The sequence below is a fragment of the Williamsia muralis NBRC 105860 genome, from assembly GCF_001598915.1.
In the GTDB taxonomy this organism is placed as follows: domain Bacteria; phylum Actinomycetota; class Actinomycetes; order Mycobacteriales; family Mycobacteriaceae; genus Williamsia; species Williamsia muralis.
In genome coordinates, this window is record NZ_BDAP01000005.1 from 102,903 (window position 1) to 122,290 (window position 19,388).

Below are 19,388 nucleotides of genomic sequence, written 5' to 3' on the forward strand. Positions count from 1 at the left end.
ACTGGACTTGAAGTCAAGTAGGCGTGTGCGCGAACCGCCCCGGCCCGATCTGGCGTCACTAGCTCTGTTCGGCAAACCGACGTCGTAGCGCGTCGATCTGGACGGGCAACACCATGAAACTCTTGGCGACGCCGTGTCGCCTCGAGGTGGCCACCCGTTAGGCGTTCGAGGGTGTCGATCTTATCGACGAGAGTACCGGCGACCCGTTCGAGCTCGACGATGAGGTATCGAGCCTGCAGCACATCAGACACCCCGCCATGCCCAGTCGACGGGACAAAGGTCGTCAGTGTTCAAGAGCCGTGCCGTCGAGATCATCGAAGTACTGGAATTTTCTTCTCGGCGATGAGTCGATCCAGGTCACGTACCGGTCGGCGACGACGCCCGGCGGGCGGCATTTGGGGATTGGCTGTCGATGACGGGTCCTTGCTCGACGAGCTGCGCACTGATGTGAGCGACCGGCGTGTTGGAATCCTGCGACAGTTTTGTCAGCAACGCGAATGCTTGTACGGCGTCGATGCCGAACCGTTCCATGATCATGCCCTTGGCTTGCCCGATGAGGTCACGGCTGGCCAACGCCGATTCGAATTGCGTTCTGTTGGTGACGAGTTGGAGCGCGACAGCCCCATTGGTGGCCAACATCAACCCGATCTCCTCGTCCCGGTCGGAGAAGGCGCTCACTGCCTTGCCGAAGATGTTCAGGGCGCCGATGACCCCCGGCGCGGTATAGAGCTTGAACGACAACATGCTGGTGACGCCCATCTCGGCCGCTGCCTGACAGAACTGTGGCCATCTGGTTTCGGTGCTGAAGTCATCGACCCGGACCATCGTTGCACCGGTGGCCGCCTCGATGCAGGGGCCCTGGCCGAACTGTTCCTGCAGGTCGTCCATCTTCCTCGGCAAGGAACTGGTGGCCGCATGCGAACGGAACTGCTTTTTCCGCCGGGAGATGACCAGGATGTCGGCGCAATCGGCTCCGTCGAGCAGATCGGTGGCGGCCGTCGTGACGGCCGACAGCGCATCGTCGACGTTGCGGGAGGTGGTGACACCTTGGGCGAGAGAAGCCAGCGCTGCGGCCAGGTCTCGGTGGTCCATGCCTTCAAAATCAGTGTGCGACATCGTTGTTTGCTCTCTCAATTCTGAGTAGCGATGCAAACACCTATTCCGTCGACATCTCACACGCGGGCGTGAAGTGCTGCTAACTGAACCTTACGCGCATTAACCGGGCGTGGGGTGTCAGTGGAGGCATCACGCGATGGCGACGTCGCCCGCGCGGCACTGTGGTGGCATCGCGTATCGAGGTCTGTGGTGAGCCATCACATAAGGCCGTTCGTGGCCGCTGTCCATACCGTGGGGCGTATGCGCCCTTTGTTCGATTCTCATGCCCGTCTGTCCTGGGTTCTGGCTGCGCTCGCGGGCCTGGTAGGTGCTGCCGCGCTCACGAACACCGCCGGCTACTTCGTGACGTTCATGACCGGTAACACTGAACGCGCAGCCGTGGGGTTCCTCCGCGATGAGACCACGATGGCAGCTGCAGCGCTGTTGCTGATCGTCATTTTTGTTGCGGGAGTGGTCATTGCGTCACTGTGCCGACGCCACCTGTGGCGGGACCACCCCCACGGAGCCACCGTCCTGACCACCGTCGCCCTGGCAGGCGCGTCGGTGGTGGACGTGGTGATGGCAGGATGGAGCGCCCCACAAGTTCAGTTTGTTCCCATCTTGTTCATCTCGTTCGCCATGGGCGCACTCAACACCTCGTTCGTCAAGAACGGTGAAGTGTCGATCCCGCTGAGCTACGTCACAGGCACATTGGTCAAGATGGGCCAAGGCATCGAACGGCATGTCAGCGGCGGGTCGGCACGAGACTGGCTCGAATACTTTCTCCTGTACGCAGCCTTTATCAGCGGAGCAGTCCTTGGAGGCGTCATGAGCCTGGCCATCACCGGTCCGCAAATCTTGATCGCAGCAACCATTGTTTGCGCGGTGACCACCTTGTACACCTACCGCCGCACCGAAGAGAACTCGACCATCCTCGGATGACGCATCCCACAATCGACGACTCCGGTTCACGCTAACCCAACCCGATAGACGGATCGAACCGACGAGCCACGTCATCACCTGACGAGGACCTGGTGCCAGCAGATGCCAGCCCGAGGATGCCACATGCGGCCCGCCGCATGACGCCTGGGCCAGCCACCTTGTGTCACGGACTGGCGTACCAATGACGTCGAAATACATCCCGCTGCAGTGCAATTGACTCTTCTGCCGAGCAATGGGGGATCCCTAGTACCCATCAGCTCTTCTCGGCATGCTTCGGAGTTCAGGTAGAGTTCCACTACATATCTGTTGGTTCGCACGACTACAAGGCAATCCTGACCCGATCAGTGTCGGTTGGTGTACCCGCCAATTCGGTCGACGTTCGGGGGTGATCGGAGGTACCGCTGTTGCTACGCAAGGATCTCTGCGTCAACAGGTTTGAGGTAGTGGTGAGAACGCGAAACCGGGCCGGGCAACTGTGATCGGCAAGTATATGCGCAGCGAACTGTTTCGGTTCTATCTCGTTGGCGGTGCCAGCGCGCTGGCGTACGTCGTGTTGTTTCTTCTTCTCCGCACCTCGCTGTCGCCGCAGGTCTCGAATGTGTTGGCGCTGTTGATCTCAGCGGTGGCCAACACGGCGGCCAACCGGAGATTCACCTTCGGTATCCGAGGGGCAGATGCGATCGTTCGGCAGTACCTTCAGGGGTTCGTTGTGTTTCTACTCGGTCTGGCAGTGACCAGTGGAGCCTTGTGGCTTCTTCATCTGGGAGTACCGAACTCGTCGCGGGCTCTGGAGGTGGCTGTGTTGGTGGCCGCGAATCTCGTGGCCACCGTGCTGCGTTTTTTGGGGCTCCGCCGGGTGTTCAGGGCGACTTGAGGTAAACCAGCAGTCAACAGGCGGTCGAGCCAGGCGTACGTGCGGCGCCGGCTAGAGCGAGGTGCCGTCGCCGGTGGTTGTAGGTGCCGACCGCGTGACGCGCTGCTGGGTCATGACGATCGCGGCCGTCAGTACCCAAATGATGGCTAGCGTTATCACAACGCTTGTCCCGTAGGGACGGTCAAGAATGGTGGCATTGTCGGGGTACTTGTCTGAAGGCCGGGGAAGCAGGACCGGCAATGACAGAATGAGGACGATCAGGCTCGCCGCAAGAGCCAACAATGTTGGGATCCACCATCGTTGCGGCAGCACTCTTCGCGCGCTCAGCCCGAGCGCAATGCATAAGGGAGCAAAGAGAGCGTCGTGGGCGATGAGCCCGCCGACGAGCCAGAACACGATGGAGAGTTGGTCTCGACCGGGCATTGCCCACACCAACGAGATCCCGTAGCCACCCAGCGCCAAAGCAGACAGGATCAGCACAAGCCGAACTATGCGCAGTGTCATAGTATTTCTATCCTGCTGAGCCACTTTGTCTGTAGTACACCGGGCCGATTCGGAGCGATGAGGCGGCAAGGGTATCCGTGGTCAAGGGTCAATTGTTCGTCGTGCAGTTGGAGCGCGATGAGCGAGAGTGGGTCGTTGGCGATGTTCGCGGGCAGTGTGCTGATTCCGTACAGTCCCGCCTCGAGCGAGGTGAAGCGGATGTCGCGGCTGGGGTCGCCGCCGATGAATGCGACCAGGTCGCACACACGGACGCCTTGCCACGTGCCGCGGGCACTCCACCCTTCAACACAGGCGATCGGGAGTTCGCTGGTGTGTTGTGGCATTGCCCGCAGCTGATCGATGGTGAGTTCCTGTGTGCGGGGCCCATTGGTGATGGTCAGTCGGTAGTCGGGGCGTTGGGCAGACTCGACAACGTTGGCCGCGGATGCGGTGCGATTGATCGGAATCCCCTGCGGTCCTTCGCCTGAGCGTGGAGCGAGGAAGGCAAGCCAACGGAGAAAGGGGACGCTTTGGCCGGCAAACGCCAACGCCGACAGCACGCTGAGAGCGACAGTGCCTTGTAAGACCATGCGCCGCGACAGCACCCGTTTGTCTGATCCAGAGGGGCTGGACGCGGAAACTTCATCCTGCCGCTTGGGCGGGGTGCGGTGATCGGCGGTGCCGGTCGACCCTGCGTTGCCTGGTGTCTGCTCGACCAGCGGTGCAGGCTGCCTCGGTGGCAAGGAGTGCGAGGTGTCGTGGTCGAGCGAGTCGGTGGCCGCCAGTGGGCTGCTCAAGGCGCGCTGGATGACAGGGAGTTTGACGGCAATGTGCACCAGGATCGACGCCACCACGAGAAACGACATGGCGTAGTGCGTGGTGGTGAAGAAGAACGCCCACGGATACCACTGCGCGGTGTTCAGCAAACCAGTCAGGAGCTGGAAGATTGTTGAACTGACCAGTACTGCGATCGAGGCTCGTTCTATCGCGCGTGCGGGGCTGCCGACGATGGGCCGCGCAAACAGCTTCGGGTAGACAAGTTGCAGTTTGACCAGGAGCAGCGGAATCGTCACGACGCCGGTGATCACGTGCAGCCCCTGAGTGAATTGGTAGCCCCACACCGGGCGGGACGGCCAGTAAAACCAGCCGGGAGGATGCTGAATCCAGTGACTGAGCATCCCGGTAACAAAACAGACGGTGATCGATACCCCGAGGAGCATTCCCACCCGCGCGGTGAGTCGTGGACTTCGCACGCCGGTTTCACGGGCCGCGGTGTCACTGATTGTGTTCATCAACCCACCAGCCTTCTGCCTGGCAGAGTTCCGCCACCGGTTGACAGTAGCGCGCCGCAATCCAGACATATCAGTTATTCGTAACCGGGGCCCCGTTCGGCTTGGTCGCGGCCACTGCCTATTTTGCGCGGTGACCGCGTGCGCGAGCCTGGGTCCTGCTCGCAAAACCAGAAATGCCCAATTGCGCCCGCGGTTGCAGACCACCGAACCGAAAAGACCGAACAATTTCTCATTCGCGATCGGCTGAATACCGTTGTGTCGCAATCGGTTTGTTGTCATTACCGTTCAGTTCGTTGCAATTCTTCAGGCATCCCTCGCGGGTGACCCATCCGAACGGGGCCAGGGCTGCGAATAGGCAATAACACACACGATGCCTTCGGGCAGACGGGAACAATAAAATGTTTACTGCTCGGAAAGTATTTGCCAGCACAGCAATCACCGCGATCGCCGTTCTCGGCGTAGCGGCTTGTTCTGAAGATGATTCTTCGGGAGGAGGAACCTCGAGTTCACCGGCCACGTCTGCGCAGTCGGCCGCCCCCACGAGTGAGCAGGCCGCCCCCGCCCCAGTTGCGGTGGTGCCCAACTTGACCGGACGAACCACGGCGGTGGCGTTGGACAAGGGGTTCACGGACGCGCTCACCACTCTGATGCTCACCCCCGGCGTCGTGGGTGGGGCCACAATGGAGGGCGGCTCGGTGGTCTTTCCCATCACCGGCGGCAATGTCACCTACTACACACCCGGCAGCATCCAGCCGTACGTGCAAGGCATCATCAACCACCAGGGCAGTGGATTATCCCTGACAGCCGGCGAGACCGTTGTCGAACTCACCAACTTCAACATCGACCCCGGCACATCAAAGCTGATGGGTGACGTCACCGTCAACGGCACCGTTGCTGCTCCGCAGGCCGTCATCTTCGACCTCGACGGCAGCACCCTGCAGCCGCTGCAGTCCAATCCGGACGGCACCGCCGTGCTGACCGGGACCACCGTCAAGATGTCCGCCGACGCGGCAGGGCTGTTGAACAAGACGTTCAACACCGACGCGGTCAAGGCCGGCCTGGTGGTAGGCGTTGCGACCATCACCATCAACACCCAGTAGCTCTCGCTGTCAGAGGTAGCTGTGGCCAGGACCGAGAGGTCCTGGTCACAGCTATGGATGCAGGCCAAAGCACATGGAGGAGATGCGATGAGCAGACGTGAACTCATTCTCGATCAGCTGACGCTGGCCCGGAACGATCCCGCCTTGGCGTCGATGCGCGACAGCGGACTCTTCACTGACTTGGCCGCACTCGAGGCGAGATCTCATGGCGAGAGGGTGTGCGGGGCGGTGTCAGCCGAGTGGGTAGGACCGACCACCGTGCGTATTTGCTACGAGGTGGACGACTGGTGTGTGGCCGACGGTGCACAGGAAACCGGGTTACGACCGATGGGGGTAGACGCGGCCGGCCGTGTGGGTCACAGCTGACCGTCACCGCAGGGTGAGTTCAGCCAGCGTTCGCCCGGCGATGACTTCGGAACGACAGCACAGTCCCGTGTGATCGGCGAGTTCGGCTATGTAATCGACTCCGACTCGCGCCCAGGGAAACCATGCGCCGTGCGCGTGTGCCGTTTCGACACGGGCAGCGCCTCGCCACAGCCCGGGGAGGACAGAATCAATCTCGACGATGATCGACCCCCGTGCTCCGACCAGTTCGCGAACCCGTCGTGTGAGGCGTTCGGGGTCGCCACCGATGCCGATGTTCCCGTCCAGCAACAACGCGTGCCGCCATCGGCCCTCACCCGGAAGGCGATCGAACAGGCTTCGGCGAATGGCTACTCCGCCCAGCGCGCGCGTCATGGTCACTGCCTGCTCGCTGTTGTCGACGCCCAATGCTGCGATGCCATTGCCCAGCAGGCGGTGAACCAACCGTCCCGGCCCGCACCCGAGATCCACTGTGGGCCCGAAACATTTGCCTGCCACCCGGCTGTCGAACTCGGAATCTGAACTGACCGAGCTCGTTCCGAGCCATCGGTCGACGGGCAACACGTCGCGCGTGCCATCTGCCTGACGAAGCCACGTCCGTTCGCCGGCAACGCCTTCAGAAACAGCGCTGTCAAAACACTGTGTGTCAGCGGTGTCGTCGGCGACCGTCATGAGGAGGGCTCCAGCACTGCTGCCGCGGCGGCGAATCTGCTTCCGGGGGCGCAACGCCGGGCGACGACGTCAATGTCTTCGGCATGATCGACGTCGGTGAGCATCGCCAGTTCACGCACTCGTAGACCGCAGCCTTCAAGCGCGGCGCGGGTCGCTGCGCCGGTGTGTGCTGATGACATGGGCACGTCGCGCAGAGTGTCTGCGCCCCGGGCATTGTGCAGACCAAGTCCCCACCACCCACCGTCAGCGGCGGGACCGAGAACCGAGTCGGTGGCCGACAGCGTGGTCAGCGCGGTCCTGAACTGCACGGGGGTGATCTGTGGTGTGTCCATCCCTACCTGGAACACCGCACCGTTCAGCACGTGAACGGCATCGTGGTGTGCGTTTTGTAGGCGCTCGCCAAAAGTGCTGCCCCGCTGTGCGAGCACGGTCGCGTGACGTAGGTATGTTCCGATGTCCGCCCTGCGCATCGCGGCCTCGAGCCTGCCGGTCATCGCAACCACCACAGAGCACACCGACAGGGCGGTTTCCAGGGTGTCCAAGAACGCGGCCGCAGCCAGATCAGCAGCCGCGACTTCCGAAATCGAGGTTGTCAGGCGAGTTTTCACCTGGCCGGGGACTGGCGCCTTGGCGACGATCAAGATCCCGTGGGGAGTGTCAGTGAGCAACGTGCTTCTCCATCTGGCGCAGAACCTTCAGGAAGTCGTGGGCGGCCCGCCACGTTCCTTTCAGTGATCCCGACACTTTGGACGTACCCCCGGCCCGTGCTCGATAGGTGGTGTCCACTTCGACGACATGCCACCCTGCGGCCCCCGCCCGGGCCAACAATTCGACGGGATAACCGAATCGGCGGTCGGTGATGCCGAGGCCGAGTAGGTCATCTCGTCGAGCTGCTCGCAGCGGGCCGATGTCATGAATGGGTAGTCGATATCGCTGCCGTAGTCGGCGAGCGATCCATTGGGTGCCCAGGCGTGAATGCAGGGGCCAACTGCGCCGATCGACGGGCCTACGCCGGCCCACAGCAAGGTCGGCCCCAGCGACCACCGCCTCGACCAATCGCGTCAGATCGGCCGGATCCATCGAACCGTCACCGTCGATAGTGCAGACGATTTCCGTCTTCGACGCTGCGATCCCCGCGTTGACAGCTGACCCATAGCCCGGGATCGGCTGGTGGACAACGGTGCAGCCCAGGCTGGCAGCAATTCCTGCGGTGCCGTCGGTGCTGCCGTTGTCGACAACCAAGGGATGCAGGTCTTCGGGCAGAGCACGGACGAGCGCGGGCAACGACTCGGCCTCGTCACGACACGGGATCACGACAGTGGCACGGATGTGCGACATGCGTTGGTTGCCCATGTCTTCGACGGTATGAGGGCGGGGCGTGCAGGGCCAGCATTATCCGGTGACGGAACTGTGACGTCTGCGCCGTCTGACTCTGCAAACAGGCGGCCAGCGCCTACCTTGTAACAGTGACCACCTCTCTGGACACCCCGGCCGGATACGACGAGTTGGACCGGCGGCGCTGGATCAGCCGAGGTGATGTCGTATCCCTTGCGACGGCAACCACATTGCTGCTCGCTGCGGTCGTCGCGCCCCTGGTCGGCGATCGCCAGTGGCGTATCAACATCTTCGCGCTGGCGCCGCCGCTGTTCGGTGAATGGGGTCCCCACGTCGGGTATGGGACGCTCCCTGCTGTTCTCATTGCGGTTGGTGTCATCGTCTACGGCCCAGCTCTGTCCGTCCGATTATCCTGGCGCCCATTGATTGTGGGCAGTATGGCGGCGTGCACCGCGTGGACGTTCGCGCTCGCGATGATCGACGGGTGGGATCGCGGTTTCGCCGGCCGACTGGTTCGTCCCGATGAGTACCTTGCCGAAGTGCCCGGCGTCTCGAGCATCACGGGAATGCTTGACGAGTTCTCCAGTCGCATCCTTGATTACCAACCCGACTCGTGGACTACGCACGTGTCCGGGCACCCACCAGGGTCGTTGCTCACGTTTGTTCTGCTCGACCGCATCGGGCTCGGTGGCGGCGCCTGGGCCGCAGTGCTTGTCGTGCTCGTCGGCTGCAGCGCTGCCGGCGCTCTACTGGTCACCACCGCGCGTCTCGGCGGCGAGCTGGCGGCTCGGCGCATCGCTCCGTTTGTTGCACTCACTCCGGCCGCGGTGTGGATGGGGGTATCAGCGGATGGCTACTACATGGGTGTCGCCGCATGGGGAATCGCCCTGCTGGCCATCGCCGCGACAACGACCGGCGCACGGGCGGTCGCCGCCGGCGTCGGCAGCGGCCTTGTCCTCGGGTTCGCGATATTCCTCAACTACGGGCTGATACTCATCGGCTTGGTGGCGATCGCTGTGTTGGTCATCGCCCGCACGTATCGGCCACTCGTCTACTCGATTCCCGCCGCTCTGGCAGTAGTGGGCTGCTTCGCCGCTTTCGGCTTCTGGTGGCTCGATGGCTACCACCTGGTGGTCGACCGCTACTACCAGGGCGTGGCGACCTTGCGGCCGTTCTCCTACTGGGGGTGGGCCAACTTTGCGTCCGCCTTGTGTGCGGTCGGTCCGGCAGCTGCGGTGGGGCTGGGGCGTGCTGTGCGACCCGGCAGAATTCGCCGGCGGGAAGCCGTTGCACTGTTGGCCCTGGCCGGGTTGTTCGCGATGATCGTGGCCGACGTCAGTGCACTCAGCAAAGCCGAGGTCGAACGGATCTGGCTGCCGTTCAGCGTGTGGCTTCTGGTGGCCACCGCGTTGCTACCGCGAACGTCGCAGCGCTTCTGGCTCGCCGGGCAGGCAATCACTGCACTACTGATCAACCATCTCGTATGGACCTATTGGTGAATGCGATGTTTGCTGGAGGAGTGCGCGTTCTGCTGGCCGACGACGATCCTATCGTCAGTGACGTCGTCCGCCGCTATCTCGAACGCGACGGACTGCAGGTCACCCTGGTCGGTGCCGGCGATGCAGCGCTGGAACATCTCGAGAACCATCAGGTCGATCTCGTGATCCTCGATGTGATGATGCCCGGACGCGGCGGCATCGAGGTGTTGACCGAGATCCGGCGCGGACCCCGGGCGGGGATGCCCGTGATCTTGTTGACCGCCTCCGGGGAAGAGGAAGACCGATTGGTCGGGTTGGAGGCCGGTGCCGACGACTACGTGATCAAACCGTTCAGCCCCCGCGAATTGGTCCTGCGCGTGCAGTCGGTGCTGCGCCGCAGCGTCGCCACCTGGTCCGGGCCGGCTGCTGCGTCCGACCTCAGCGACGGCAACATTGTCATGGACGCCGAAGCACGAACCGTCACGGTGGCAGGTGAGCTCATCAACACCACAAAACGTGAGTTCGATCTACTGCGTTTCTTTCTCTCGCACCGCGACGCCGTCTTCAGCCGAGAACAGTTGCTGTCACTCGTCTGGGGCTGGTCGTTCGGCGACCTGTCCACCGTAACCGTGCACGTCAAACGCTTACGTGCCAAGCTCGGCGACTGCGATTCGCTGGAAACCGTTTGGGGACAGGGCTACCGATGGGGCTCCGAACCGGCCAGCCGGCAAGAGACGACGTGATGCCCACGCACATCCCACAGATCGTGGGACTTTCACTCCTGTGGTCGGCGCCGACGGTGCTCCTCGGAACCGTTGTCCTCTTGCGCCTCCCACGGATATCGCTGGTGACGAGCACCGTCATCCTGACACTGATCCCGCCGGTGGCCATCCTCATGGGAGTCGTCGGGGTCAGTGGTTTCATGTTCACCGACGACCTCAAGAGGACCGCGACGGTGCTCACCTCTGTGGCCATCATCGCCATTCCCGCAGCGGTCCTGCTCGGGCGTTTTCAAGCACGCCGCACGGTGTGGGAACGTCACGCACGAGAAAAAGAACGGGCAGCCGAGCAATCACGCCGGGAGTTGATCGCCTGGGTCAGTCACGACCTGCGCACCCCGCTGGCCGATATCCGCGCGATGGCCGAGGCCCTCGCCGACGGCGTGATCACCGATACCGAGGAAATCGCGACGTTCGCCCGCCAAATCGACACTGATGCGGCCCGACTGTCCGCGATGGTCGATGACCTTTTCGAAATGTCGAAAATCAACGCCGGCGCCATGCGACTCGAACGGGAACACTTAGACCTTCGTGAGGTAGTAGACGAAGTCGTCGCTGGTTGCGGAGCAACGGCTGCACGCAACGACGTGCGCCTGCAACCCGCCCTTCCCGACTCCCCGGTGATCGTCGACGCCGATGGCAGAGCCGTCTCACGGGTGTTGACCAATCTGATAATCAACGCCATCGCGCACACCCCGGCCGGCAGCCCGGTTGTGATCGCGGTCGGCCGAGACGATGCTCACGCCTACCTCCGAGTCGATGATGCCGGCCCAGGAATTGCCGAGCACGAACTGACTCGTATTTTCGACATCGCATACCGCGGCACGTCCGCACGCACACCCCGCCGCGACAACGGCCTGCCCGTCGGCTCGGGAATGGGCCTCGCCATCGCCGAAGGACTCGTCGTCGCCCACGGCGGCCGGATCACCGTCTCCAACCGCGAACCGGGCAGTCGCTTCGAAGTGCGTCTACCCATGTCGACCAAGGAACAAGGTGCATGAAGCTAACGCAGCGGCGCCGTTGCGAACTCACGAAGGCCGCGCTCAGGCATGATCGTCGCTTGAAATCCGAGAACTGCTGCCGCTCGCGCTGGATCGGCGACGATGTGGCGGACGTCGCCCGGCCGGTACTGCCCTGTGGTCACCGGTGGCGAGCCCTCGATGCCGGCGGTCAAGGCACTGGCAACTTCTTTGATCGATACAGGGCGTCCTGAACACACGTTGAATGCTTCGAACGCACCCGAGCCGTCGGCATCTGCTCCGAGCCGTTCGATGGCCGCGAGATTGGCTGCGGCGATATCGGCCACATGGACGAAATCACGCATTTGGCCCCCGTCCTCGAACACCGAGGGCGGCTCGCCTGCCTCGAGCTGGGACCGGAAGATGGCAGCAACCCCCGCATAGGGGGTGTCACGGGGCATGTGCGGGCCGTAGACATTGTGATAACGCAGCGCCGTCACAGCTCCACCGGTCTCGAGCGACCAAGCACGGCAATATGATTCCTGCGCGGCCTTGCTCGCGGCATAGTAACTACGCGGCGCAATCGGCGCGTCCTCTGAGGTCAGTGCCCATTGAGCTGGCTCACCGTCGGCCAGATACCTCTCGAACCTCCCTGACTCGAGATCGACAACCGAACGCGGCGGTGGAGTGACCACCGCGCCGGCCTGATCGCGATAGGTGCCGTCCCCGTACACCACCATCGACGAGGCAAGAACCAATCGCTTGCAACCGATTTCGAACATCGCCGACAGCAGTCGTGCGGTGACGAGATCATTGTCGGCGGCATAGTCAGGCGCATCGCGCGCATCGACACCTGCGCCGACCCGGGCTGCTTGATGGCAGACCACGTCAACGCCCTCCAGTAGCTCGGTGAAGGACGCCGTCCGGAGTTCGGCCACCCGCACACCGTCGGGGGCGATGGCGCCATGTCCGTGCGCTGCCGCCAGCATACCGTCAACCGCGACCACCTCGTGGCCGCCCGCGATCAGGGAGGACATGATGTGGGAACCGATGAAACCTGCGGCCCCCGTGAGCAGAACTCGCATCACGAATCGACCTTCATCACCGACGAGATGTCGTGTTCACCTTTCGCACAGGAACATTCAGGTTGCGACGCGGCCCCGGCAATCGCCGCCACGAGGACTTCGCGCAGACGCTCGAGTCCGCGTTCGAAGACCGCGAACACTTCAGAGGTGGTGACACCTTCCCCCTCCACCAAGCCGGCATCGGTGTCGGTGACCAAAGCGATGGCGGCGTAACACATTTTCAGTTCGCGGGCCAAGACTGCCTCGGGATGTCCGGTCATGTTCACCAGCGCCCAACCCTGCCGGGCATACCACTGGCTTTCCGCACGGGTCGAGAACCTCGGCCCCTCCACGACCACCATCGTTCCCTCGTCGACGGCCTCCGGTGCGGCGCTCCCGGCAACACGGCGCAAGGTCGGACAGTACGGGTCGGCGAATCCGACGTGGACGGCCGAGCCGTCGAAAAACGATTGAACACGAGTGGTCGTGCGGTCCACGAGCTGGTCAGGAATGACCATCGTGCCCGGTGCAAGCTCGGTGCTCAACCCACCGACCGCGCACGGCGCAAACACCTGCCTCACCCCCACCGACCGCAGAGCCCACGCATTCGCGCGGTAAGGAACGGTGTGGGGTGCGAACTCATGTGCCATTCCATGCCGGGGCAAGAAAGCCACCGACACTCCACCGACGTCGCCGATAGTGATCGCGGCACTCGGCTTGCCATACGGGGTCTGTACTTCGACCTGCTCGGTTCCGGCGCCGAAAAACGAATAGAAGCCGGTACCGCCGATCACACCGATGCTGGGACGCGGATAAGAGCTCATGGCACCAGCCTGCATCACCACATGCGGTCGGGCACCCCCCAGAGCGCCAACGTCACAAATCCGTCATCACGAAGGATGCCGATGATCTACCAGGACCCCTGGTGCTCGTGCACATCGCCCGAACCGATGATCACAAGTGTCTATGCGTTGCGGTCGAGTTCGGCACACTGGCTTCAATCAAGGCGATCCCAGTGTCGGTTTCGGAGGTATGACATCACGAATAGCCGAGTCAAGCGCTGGTGTCAGTGATCGGCGCCGCCGGTGGCGCGTGAGTTGGTGAGCATGAGCGCGCCGCCCGCAGCGATCAGCCCGACGACGACAGCTAGCACTCCATACGTGATCCGCTCACCATGGAAGAAGGAGCCCATGAGGCTGCTGGTCCATGGACCAACGGGCAGTTGAGTGGTGACCAGGGCCGCGATGAGAGTTCCGACCAGCGCGGTACCGACACTGGTGCCGACTTCTTGCGCGGTGTCGTTCAGGGCTGTGCCTATCGAGGTGCGGTTGGCCGGCATCGCCTCGACGAGGGCGACAGCACAGATCGTCATCACCGTGCGTAGTCCAATTGTCATCACAACCAAGCAGGCAGCGATGGCGGCATACCCGTGCTCGACGCCCCACGACAGACCAGCCAGGGACCCGCCGAGACATAGGGCGCCGATGAGGCACGCGATCCGGTGGCCGAATCGGGCGCCGAGCCACTCTGAAAGCGGTGTTGCCGCAATCATTGTCACGATGATCGGCAGGTTCGCGAGACCGGCCTTCATCGGGCTCCAGCCATAGGCGTACTGGAAATGCAGGATGAGCCCGAACATCACGCTGGCCATCGCGATCGACGTCCCGATCTGGGCAATAGCGGCGCCTCTGACGGTGCCGACTGAGAACAGTCGGAGATCGAGCATGGGTGAGGCACTGCGACGTTCATGCCAGATGAAGGCGGCGCCGGCGGCCGCTGCGCCGAGAACCGACATCACCGTGAGCGCGGAGAGCCAACCGTGGTCGACACCGCTGGTCAGCGCCCAGCAGGCAAGACCGATCGTCGCGATACTCAGGACGGCACCGGGCAGGTCGAGCGGGTCGTTCGTCAAGTCCTGGCGCCGGTCGGCCGAAACCCCGAGCCAAACGCCGATGCCTGCGAGCAGAGCGATCGGCGCATTGGCGACGAGCAACCATTCCCATCGGAAATGGGTCAACACGGTTCCACCGAGCACCGGGCCGAGAACGAACCCGGACATCCCGACGACGATCATCACCGTCATGGCACGCATACGCAGCGTCTTGTCGTCGAACAGGCGGAACACCAGCGAGTTCGTGATGGGGGCCATGGCGGCGGCAGCAAGACCGAGGGCTGCACGTAGCGCAATGAGTTCGCCCGTGGAGCTCACGGCCAGGACGAGCAAGCTCAACGCGCCGAACACGGCGAGCCCGATCAGCAAGACCCGTCGGCGGCCGAATCTGTCAGCGACCGACCCGGCAGTCAGCAGTAGGCCTCCGAAAGTCAACGAGTATGCGCCGGTCACCCACTGAAGTGCTGTGGTGCCGCCGCCGAGGTCGCGACCGATGGTCGGAAGCGCGATGGACAGCAGTGTGTTGTCGACCATTTCGACGAAGAACGCCAAACACAGTGCGGCAAGGGGTATCCACGCCGCAGCGAGGGATGTGTATGTGCGCGAGGGTGCCGCAATCGCAATGGTTTTGGTGGGGTTCACGCGAATCTCCTAGGCCGGGTCATGTCGGACCTGACGCTAGGAGCTGGTACTTACATCAGCCTGTCACGCGCTGTCGCCTGCTTACATCGGGCTGACAGACGGGCATGACCGGCCCCGCAGGTAGCGGTACACACCGCCGTCGGTGTGTAGGTCGTCGCATCGGCGATGTGTATGACTTCTTGTCAAGGCGGCGGCCTGTTGGGCACCGGCGCCGGCCAGGACTGTCTCAGGCACCCGCCACTCGATACGAGATTGACCACCCCAAGACGGCAAGACGGACAATGCACCCACGCGCCATCAAGCAACGGACGCGCCTGTTTCGCATTCGTCCTGCGCTAACTGGTTTTAGCAGCGTCCCCTAATGAGTCAACGTAATCACCGATAAGCCGCCCTTATGTCAGGTAGTCCGGTTCCCATCAGGCGCACGTTCCCGATAGTTTCGCACCCCACTCGACGAAGGCCGCGAGACCGCACGGGTCACGCGAGAACTGATACGTCACGACATTGTCGGCGCAAACAGTTGCGGTGCACGACAGCCCCGCAACCGGCGACGAAGAGCAGCCTGATCGCAAGCAGATGACGCGGACTATCCGACAGTTCAGTGCTGACGGCGAACCAACGTCTCGTATTGCCCAACTACGCGGGCTTTGAACGTCCGCGAGGATGCGGAGCGTCACGGGCGCCGAGGCTTGGGAGGTCTCTTGGCACCCTGCTGCGGTGACACGGGCGCAGGCTTGTCGATCAGGCTGGGTGTCTCCAGGTTGAATGGAGGCAAGGATCGATTCCCGACGGCGGTACCGGCACGATCGGGTTGAGCGAGAAGGAGCGAGCCCGTTGCCCGAGAGCCGTCACCGCTACCTCTACGAACGTCTCGGAGACCACGACTTTCAACAGCTCGTCAGCGCGCTGCTTGCGAGCCAGTTCCCGGACTATCTCCCTATGGCGCTTCGCCAAACTGACGGCGGCATCGACGGTTTGCGCAACATCGACCCCGAAACGCTGCTCATCTACCAGGTCAAGTGGTCAGCCAGCGGTACGAATAAGAACCCAATTAGCTGGCTGGACGGGGTCGTCAGGAAGGAATTGGACAACCTGCGCCGATTGGCCGAGGAGGGCGTTCGTCACTACGTCCTGGTAACCAACGTGGCGAGCACGGCTAAGCCCGAAACCGGCACCTTCGTCCAGGTCGACAGCAAACTCAAGGCGTACGCGAAAGACCTCGGCTACGACCAGATGACCTGCATCTGGCGCGAGGCGCTCAACCCTTGGGTCGACAACGCACCGACTGAGACCAAATGGGCCTATGCAGAGATGCTCGCGGGATGGGATCTCATCCGGTTCCTGGTCGCTGATCAGGTCGGAGCGACCAAGAACCGAGCGGATCGCAAGCTAATCCGGCAGGTCGCCGCAGCGCAGTGGGACGACGACCAGCGGGTCAAGTTCAGCCAAGCTGAGGTGGACCGGGAGAGAATGGTGGACCTCTTCGTTGACGTGACCGCCGACCTGATTCACTCGCCGCCGAGCATCCGGCTGCGATCCTCCCTCCATACGTCTTCCCTCGGCGGGGCGGCCGCGCACTTACTGAATGCGCCGACACCGTTCACATTGGTCCGCGGCGCTCCCGGGCAGGGGAAGTCGACGCTCAGCCAATACGTCTGCCAGGTGCACCGCGCCGCATTCGTACCAGGGGCGGAGCGGACCGAAACCTTGCCTATCTTGGAGAATCCTCGGTTCCCGATCCGACTGGACTTGAGCGACTACGCACTGTGGCTTGCCGGCAATAACATCTGGGACCACTCAGACGACCGCAAGTCAAGGAGGGGGAAAGCCCCAAAGGGCGAGCAGGCGACGATCGAGTGCTTCCTTGCCGATCTAATGACACACGAGAGTGGTGGTATCACCACCACCGTCGGAGTGGTCCAGGACATCTTTGAGCGAGTTCCCAGTCTCGTCGTTCTCGACGGACTCGACGAGGTCGGCAGCGTGAGTATTCGGCGCAAGGTGGTCAAGGAGATCGACGCGTTCGCCGGCCGGGCGAGGACCTATACCGTCCCACTTAAAATGGTTGTGACTACGCGCCCCAGCGCCGGTGAGCTTCCGGAGCCGGCGTCGGACAAGTTCGAGATCATCGCCCTAAACCAACTGACGGGCGAGCAGCAGGCTGATTACTTGCGCAAGTGGTGCGCGGTCCGGGGAATCCGAAGTGGGGACGGCCGAGCGTTGCGGAGGAGCTTCAACGAGAAGAGCCGCGAGCCGTACATCCGCGAGCTTGCCGGAAACCCTATGCAGCTCACGATCCTGTTGGACCTCCTGCATCGGCAAGGGGCAGCCACACCCACGCAGCGGACTGACCTTTACGACGCGTATGTCGATTTGCTCCTGGCCCGGGAGGCGAACAAGCACCCTAAAGCCGTTCGCGACCACAAGGACGAACTCCTCGAAATCATCCCGTTCCTTGGTTGGTATCTCCAAGCCCACACCGAGGAATCCCAGATCAACGGCCGCATGACTGTAGATGAGTTGAAAGCGGCCATGCGCCACTTCCAAACCACCTACGGCAACCGCGAGTCGATCGTGGATGAGCTCTTCGAGGGCGTCAGCGACCGCCTGTGGGCACTCACCAGCCAGGTGGAGGGCACCTATGAGTTCGAGGTTCTGTCGTTGCGAGAGTATTTCGCTGCCCGGTTCCTCTACCGTAACGCCGGCGAGGACAACCCCCACTTCGACAACACGACGGTACTTCGAGAACTCCTACGTCGCCCGTACTGGCTCAACACCGCCCGGTTCTACGGGGGTAACGCGAAGGGCAGTGATTTATACGTTCTGGCGGCCGGGATCGATCAGGAACTGGCAACTGCTTCTGTTCCGGCGCCCTACCTCGCCTCCTGGGCCTTGTTAACCGACGGCGTCTTCCAGCGCCGGCCGCACGAAGCACGCAAGGTGCTAACGGCACTCTGCTCAGATGTAGGTATCGCGTTCCTGCTGTCCGCGCTGGACCGTCGCGACATCGTCGCCTTGCCCGAACTGCCTAGCCCCACCGACGGCGATGGCGATCCCACCTGGACGCGCCTGACGATGTTGATTAGGGCAGATCCCGAGGACCCGGCGAACCCACAGCGTGTGCGCGTTCTTCGGGAGCTACTCAACCAGGGCACCGAGTTCACAACATGGTGGCACGAGCAGCTCTCCGCAGCGATCGGCACCGCACACCAGAACGCGTGGCTCGCCATAGGGGCCTGCTGCGAGGCCGGCGCAGGGATTGCCGCAAACTTCGAGAACATGGACCTCTCAGGCGACGGCGCCGAACTCTTCCTCAGCACGGGGCTCATCCCGGAGGCCGAAAGCCCCATCGAGACAGCCCTGCTCAACGCAGTGCTCAACGGAGAGTGCCCCTGCGTAACTTCCATCCGTTCCATGCCGGCGCAGGTCGCGGCCACCCTCGCCCCCGGAGAGTTCCTGACCACCTCCGATGCCGGGTTCATATCTGGCGACGATAGGGCCAAACGCCGCAGGAACGAAGCGATCAACCAGCTACGAAAGGCCCACTCACCGTGGGAGCAGATCGGCAAAAAGCGTGCATTCAGTACTGGCCACAGGGGCAGTACGTTCCCTTGGACAAATACCGCCGCGGCGGTGCATGAGCACACCGGTGGCTGCTGGATCGCCTCGGAGATCGCAATCATCGGTGCTGCGTCGCCATTCCGACCCGGATACGCAAAGAGGCCTGAGGTCAACGCATTCGGGCGCGGTGCCCATCCATCGGTACTCCATGCTCAAGTTCGCACGAACGAGAGCAATGTGAGCTGGTGGCGTGAGCAGCTGAACACCATCGACGACGAACTTGGCCGCGCACAGTGGGCGCTCGCCCTGTGGTGTGTCGCATCGGGGTCAGTCGTCACCGAACTGCTGCCTGAACTCGCACAGGTTCTGGAACAACTTCCGCTCTCGCGGCGACGGATCGTTCTGCGCGCAGCAGAACAGATCGCGCTATTCGGATGGTTACAGCGGCGGCCAGTCACCGCCGAAGCCCCCGACGCCGCCCTGTCCGAGCTCAACAAACTGCGCACGCTGAACTCACCGATCGAGCCAGAAGCCCGCTTCATCGCGGGCGATCACACGCCATCGGCAGCGCTTCTCAGCGTCGCTCGCTCCCAGCGATGGCTGAAGGTCGACACCGCCGCTACCTACCGGTGACATACGCACGCACATGGTTAGTCCCCGCCGGCAAGGCTTCTTGTACCCGGCGCCTTCTTTGATCAATCTTGGACTTGCGGACCTCGATGATCCAACCGTCACCGGCCCGGCGGACGTCCCCCACAGTGAGAGCGACGATTTCCGAGCGGCGCATCCCCCCGCCCACCCGAGCACGGCCGCGGTGTCGCGGCACTCCGGCAACCTCGTGCGCCACGACGTCGCCGG

Annotated in this window: 17 protein-coding genes; 8 read left to right on the forward strand and 9 right to left on the reverse strand. The window is 62.9% G+C overall.

From position 1 onward, the window contains the following. Window positions 1-357: 357 nt before the first annotated feature. A complete protein-coding gene (locus WIMU1_RS18445; protein ID WP_062799380.1) occupies window positions 358-1,092 on the reverse strand; it encodes a GAF and ANTAR domain-containing protein in 735 nt (244 codons plus the stop codon). 264 nt (window positions 1,093-1,356) lie between these two features. Here WIMU1_RS18445 and WIMU1_RS18450 point away from each other — a divergent pair, with 264 nt between their 5' ends. Together WIMU1_RS18450 and WIMU1_RS18455 are read left to right on the forward strand one after the other, a co-directional pair. Continuing rightward, window positions 1,357-2,037, forward strand: coding sequence for a YoaK family protein (locus WIMU1_RS18450; RefSeq protein WP_062799382.1), 681 nt, complete (start codon window positions 1,357-1,359; stop codon window positions 2,035-2,037). A gap of 490 nt (window positions 2,038-2,527) precedes the next feature. Further along, a complete protein-coding gene (locus WIMU1_RS18455; RefSeq protein WP_062799384.1) occupies window positions 2,528-2,911 on the forward strand; it encodes a GtrA family protein in 384 nt (127 codons plus the stop codon). Between the two features lie 51 nt (window positions 2,912-2,962). On the opposite strand, the gene WIMU1_RS18460 is transcribed toward WIMU1_RS18455, so the two are convergent. Next, a complete protein-coding gene (locus tag WIMU1_RS18460) occupies window positions 2,963-3,415 on the reverse strand; it encodes a hypothetical protein (RefSeq protein WP_062799385.1) in 453 nt (150 codons plus the stop codon). After that, on the reverse strand, window positions 3,412-4,686 hold the full coding sequence (locus WIMU1_RS18465; protein WP_062799387.1) for a molybdopterin-dependent oxidoreductase: 1,275 nt from the start codon (window positions 4,684-4,686) through the stop codon (window positions 3,412-3,414). Before WIMU1_RS18465 ends, WIMU1_RS18460 begins: the two co-directional genes overlap by 4 nt. Before the next feature lie 584 nt (window positions 4,687-5,270). Between WIMU1_RS18465 and WIMU1_RS18470 the strand changes: the two genes are divergently transcribed. Both WIMU1_RS18470 and WIMU1_RS18475 read left to right on the forward strand, forming a co-directional pair. Further along, window positions 5,271-5,786 carry a hypothetical protein gene (locus tag WIMU1_RS18470; RefSeq protein ID WP_245968993.1) on the forward strand — a complete coding sequence of 172 codons (516 nt, stop codon included), beginning with the start codon at window positions 5,271-5,273 and terminating at the stop codon, window positions 5,784-5,786. An 87-nt stretch (window positions 5,787-5,873) separates the two neighbouring features. Continuing rightward, window positions 5,874-6,152, forward strand: a complete 279-nt coding sequence (locus WIMU1_RS18475) for a hypothetical protein (RefSeq protein ID WP_147431382.1) — start codon at window positions 5,874-5,876, stop codon at window positions 6,150-6,152. Window positions 6,153-6,155: 3 nt separating this feature from the next. Here the strand turns inward: WIMU1_RS18475 and WIMU1_RS18480 are convergent, their stop codons facing one another. From WIMU1_RS18480 to WIMU1_RS18490, 3 genes are read right to left on the reverse strand one after another with little or no spacing between them, the layout of a single operon-like run. Next, window positions 6,156-6,821, reverse strand: coding sequence for a class I SAM-dependent methyltransferase (locus WIMU1_RS18480; protein ID WP_062799393.1), 666 nt, complete (start codon window positions 6,819-6,821; stop codon window positions 6,156-6,158). Further along, window positions 6,818-7,489 carry a TIGR04282 family arsenosugar biosynthesis glycosyltransferase gene (locus WIMU1_RS18485; protein WP_245968991.1) on the reverse strand — a complete coding sequence of 224 codons (672 nt, stop codon included), beginning with the start codon at window positions 7,487-7,489 and terminating at the stop codon, window positions 6,818-6,820. Before WIMU1_RS18485 ends, WIMU1_RS18480 begins: the two co-directional genes overlap by 4 nt. Then, window positions 7,479-8,174, reverse strand: coding sequence for a glycosyltransferase family 2 protein (locus WIMU1_RS18490; RefSeq protein ID WP_062799394.1), 696 nt, complete (start codon window positions 8,172-8,174; stop codon window positions 7,479-7,481). Before WIMU1_RS18490 ends, WIMU1_RS18485 begins: the two co-directional genes overlap by 11 nt. A gap of 113 nt (window positions 8,175-8,287) precedes the next feature. Between WIMU1_RS18490 and WIMU1_RS18495 the strand changes: the two genes are divergently transcribed. Genes WIMU1_RS18495 through WIMU1_RS18505 form a run of 3 tightly spaced genes read left to right on the forward strand, consistent with a single transcriptional unit; the run spans window position 8,288 to window position 11,414 of the window. Continuing rightward, window positions 8,288-9,655, forward strand: a complete 1,368-nt coding sequence (locus tag WIMU1_RS18495) for a hypothetical protein (RefSeq protein ID WP_062799396.1) — start codon at window positions 8,288-8,290, stop codon at window positions 9,653-9,655. Window positions 9,656-9,660: 5 nt separating this feature from the next. Then, window positions 9,661-10,377, forward strand: a complete 717-nt coding sequence (locus tag WIMU1_RS18500) for a response regulator transcription factor (protein WP_062799812.1) — start codon at window positions 9,661-9,663, stop codon at window positions 10,375-10,377. Then, entirely contained in the window at window positions 10,377-11,414 is a 1,038-nt protein-coding gene (locus WIMU1_RS18505) for a sensor histidine kinase (protein WP_062799811.1), read from the forward strand. Before WIMU1_RS18500 ends, WIMU1_RS18505 begins: the two co-directional genes overlap by 1 nt. A 2-nt stretch (window positions 11,415-11,416) precedes the next feature. Here WIMU1_RS18505 and WIMU1_RS18510 read toward each other — a convergent pair whose 3' ends face one another. From WIMU1_RS18510 to WIMU1_RS18520, 3 genes are all read right to left on the reverse strand, one after another. Next, window positions 11,417-12,457 (reverse strand): NAD-dependent epimerase/dehydratase family protein, encoded by a 1,041-nt coding sequence (locus tag WIMU1_RS18510; RefSeq protein WP_062799399.1) that lies wholly within the window; start codon window positions 12,455-12,457, stop codon window positions 11,417-11,419. Next, entirely contained in the window at window positions 12,457-13,260 is an 804-nt protein-coding gene (locus WIMU1_RS18515; protein WP_062799814.1) for an S-methyl-5'-thioadenosine phosphorylase, read from the reverse strand. The genes WIMU1_RS18510 and WIMU1_RS18515 overlap by 1 nt, the downstream gene beginning before the upstream one ends. Before the next feature lie 242 nt (window positions 13,261-13,502). Then, entirely contained in the window at window positions 13,503-14,969 is a 1,467-nt protein-coding gene (locus WIMU1_RS18520) for an MFS transporter (RefSeq protein ID WP_084248378.1), read from the reverse strand. An 834-nt stretch (window positions 14,970-15,803) separates the two neighbouring features. On the opposite strand from WIMU1_RS18520, the gene WIMU1_RS18525 reads away from it, so the two are divergent. Further along, window positions 15,804-19,163 (forward strand): NACHT domain-containing protein, encoded by a 3,360-nt coding sequence (locus WIMU1_RS18525; RefSeq protein WP_062799818.1) that lies wholly within the window; start codon window positions 15,804-15,806, stop codon window positions 19,161-19,163. Window positions 19,164-19,388 lie beyond the last annotated feature (225 nt).

Bases quoted from the DNA above. Each gene is read 5' to 3' on its own strand.
- WIMU1_RS18510 (WP_062799399.1), bottom strand. From the start codon at position 12,457: ATGCGAGTTCTGCTCACGGGGGCCGCAGGTTTCATCGGTTCCCACATC.
- WIMU1_RS18445 (WP_062799380.1), bottom strand. From the start codon at position 1,092: ATGGACCACCGAGACCTGGCCGCAGCGCTGGCTTCTCTCGCCCAAGGT.
- WIMU1_RS18515 (WP_062799814.1), bottom strand. From the start codon at position 13,260: ATGAGCTCTTATCCGCGTCCCAGCATCGGTGTGATCGGCGGTACCGGC.
- WIMU1_RS18455 (WP_062799384.1), top strand. From the start codon at position 2,528: ATGCGCAGCGAACTGTTTCGGTTCTATCTCGTTGGCGGTGCCAGCGCG.
- WIMU1_RS18500 (WP_062799812.1), top strand. From the start codon at position 9,661: ATGTTTGCTGGAGGAGTGCGCGTTCTGCTGGCCGACGACGATCCTATC.
- WIMU1_RS18505 (WP_062799811.1), top strand. From the start codon at position 10,377: ATGCCCACGCACATCCCACAGATCGTGGGACTTTCACTCCTGTGGTCG.
- WIMU1_RS18490 (WP_062799394.1), bottom strand. From the start codon at position 8,174: ATGGGCAACCAACGCATGTCGCACATCCGTGCCACTGTCGTGATCCCG.
- WIMU1_RS18450 (WP_062799382.1), top strand. From the start codon at position 1,357: ATGCGCCCTTTGTTCGATTCTCATGCCCGTCTGTCCTGGGTTCTGGCT.
- WIMU1_RS18465 (WP_062799387.1), bottom strand. From the start codon at position 4,686: ATGAACACAATCAGTGACACCGCGGCCCGTGAAACCGGCGTGCGAAGT.
- WIMU1_RS18460 (WP_062799385.1), bottom strand. From the start codon at position 3,415: ATGACACTGCGCATAGTTCGGCTTGTGCTGATCCTGTCTGCTTTGGCG.
- WIMU1_RS18475 (WP_147431382.1), top strand. From the start codon at position 5,874: ATGAGCAGACGTGAACTCATTCTCGATCAGCTGACGCTGGCCCGGAAC.
- WIMU1_RS18480 (WP_062799393.1), bottom strand. From the start codon at position 6,821: ATGACGGTCGCCGACGACACCGCTGACACACAGTGTTTTGACAGCGCT.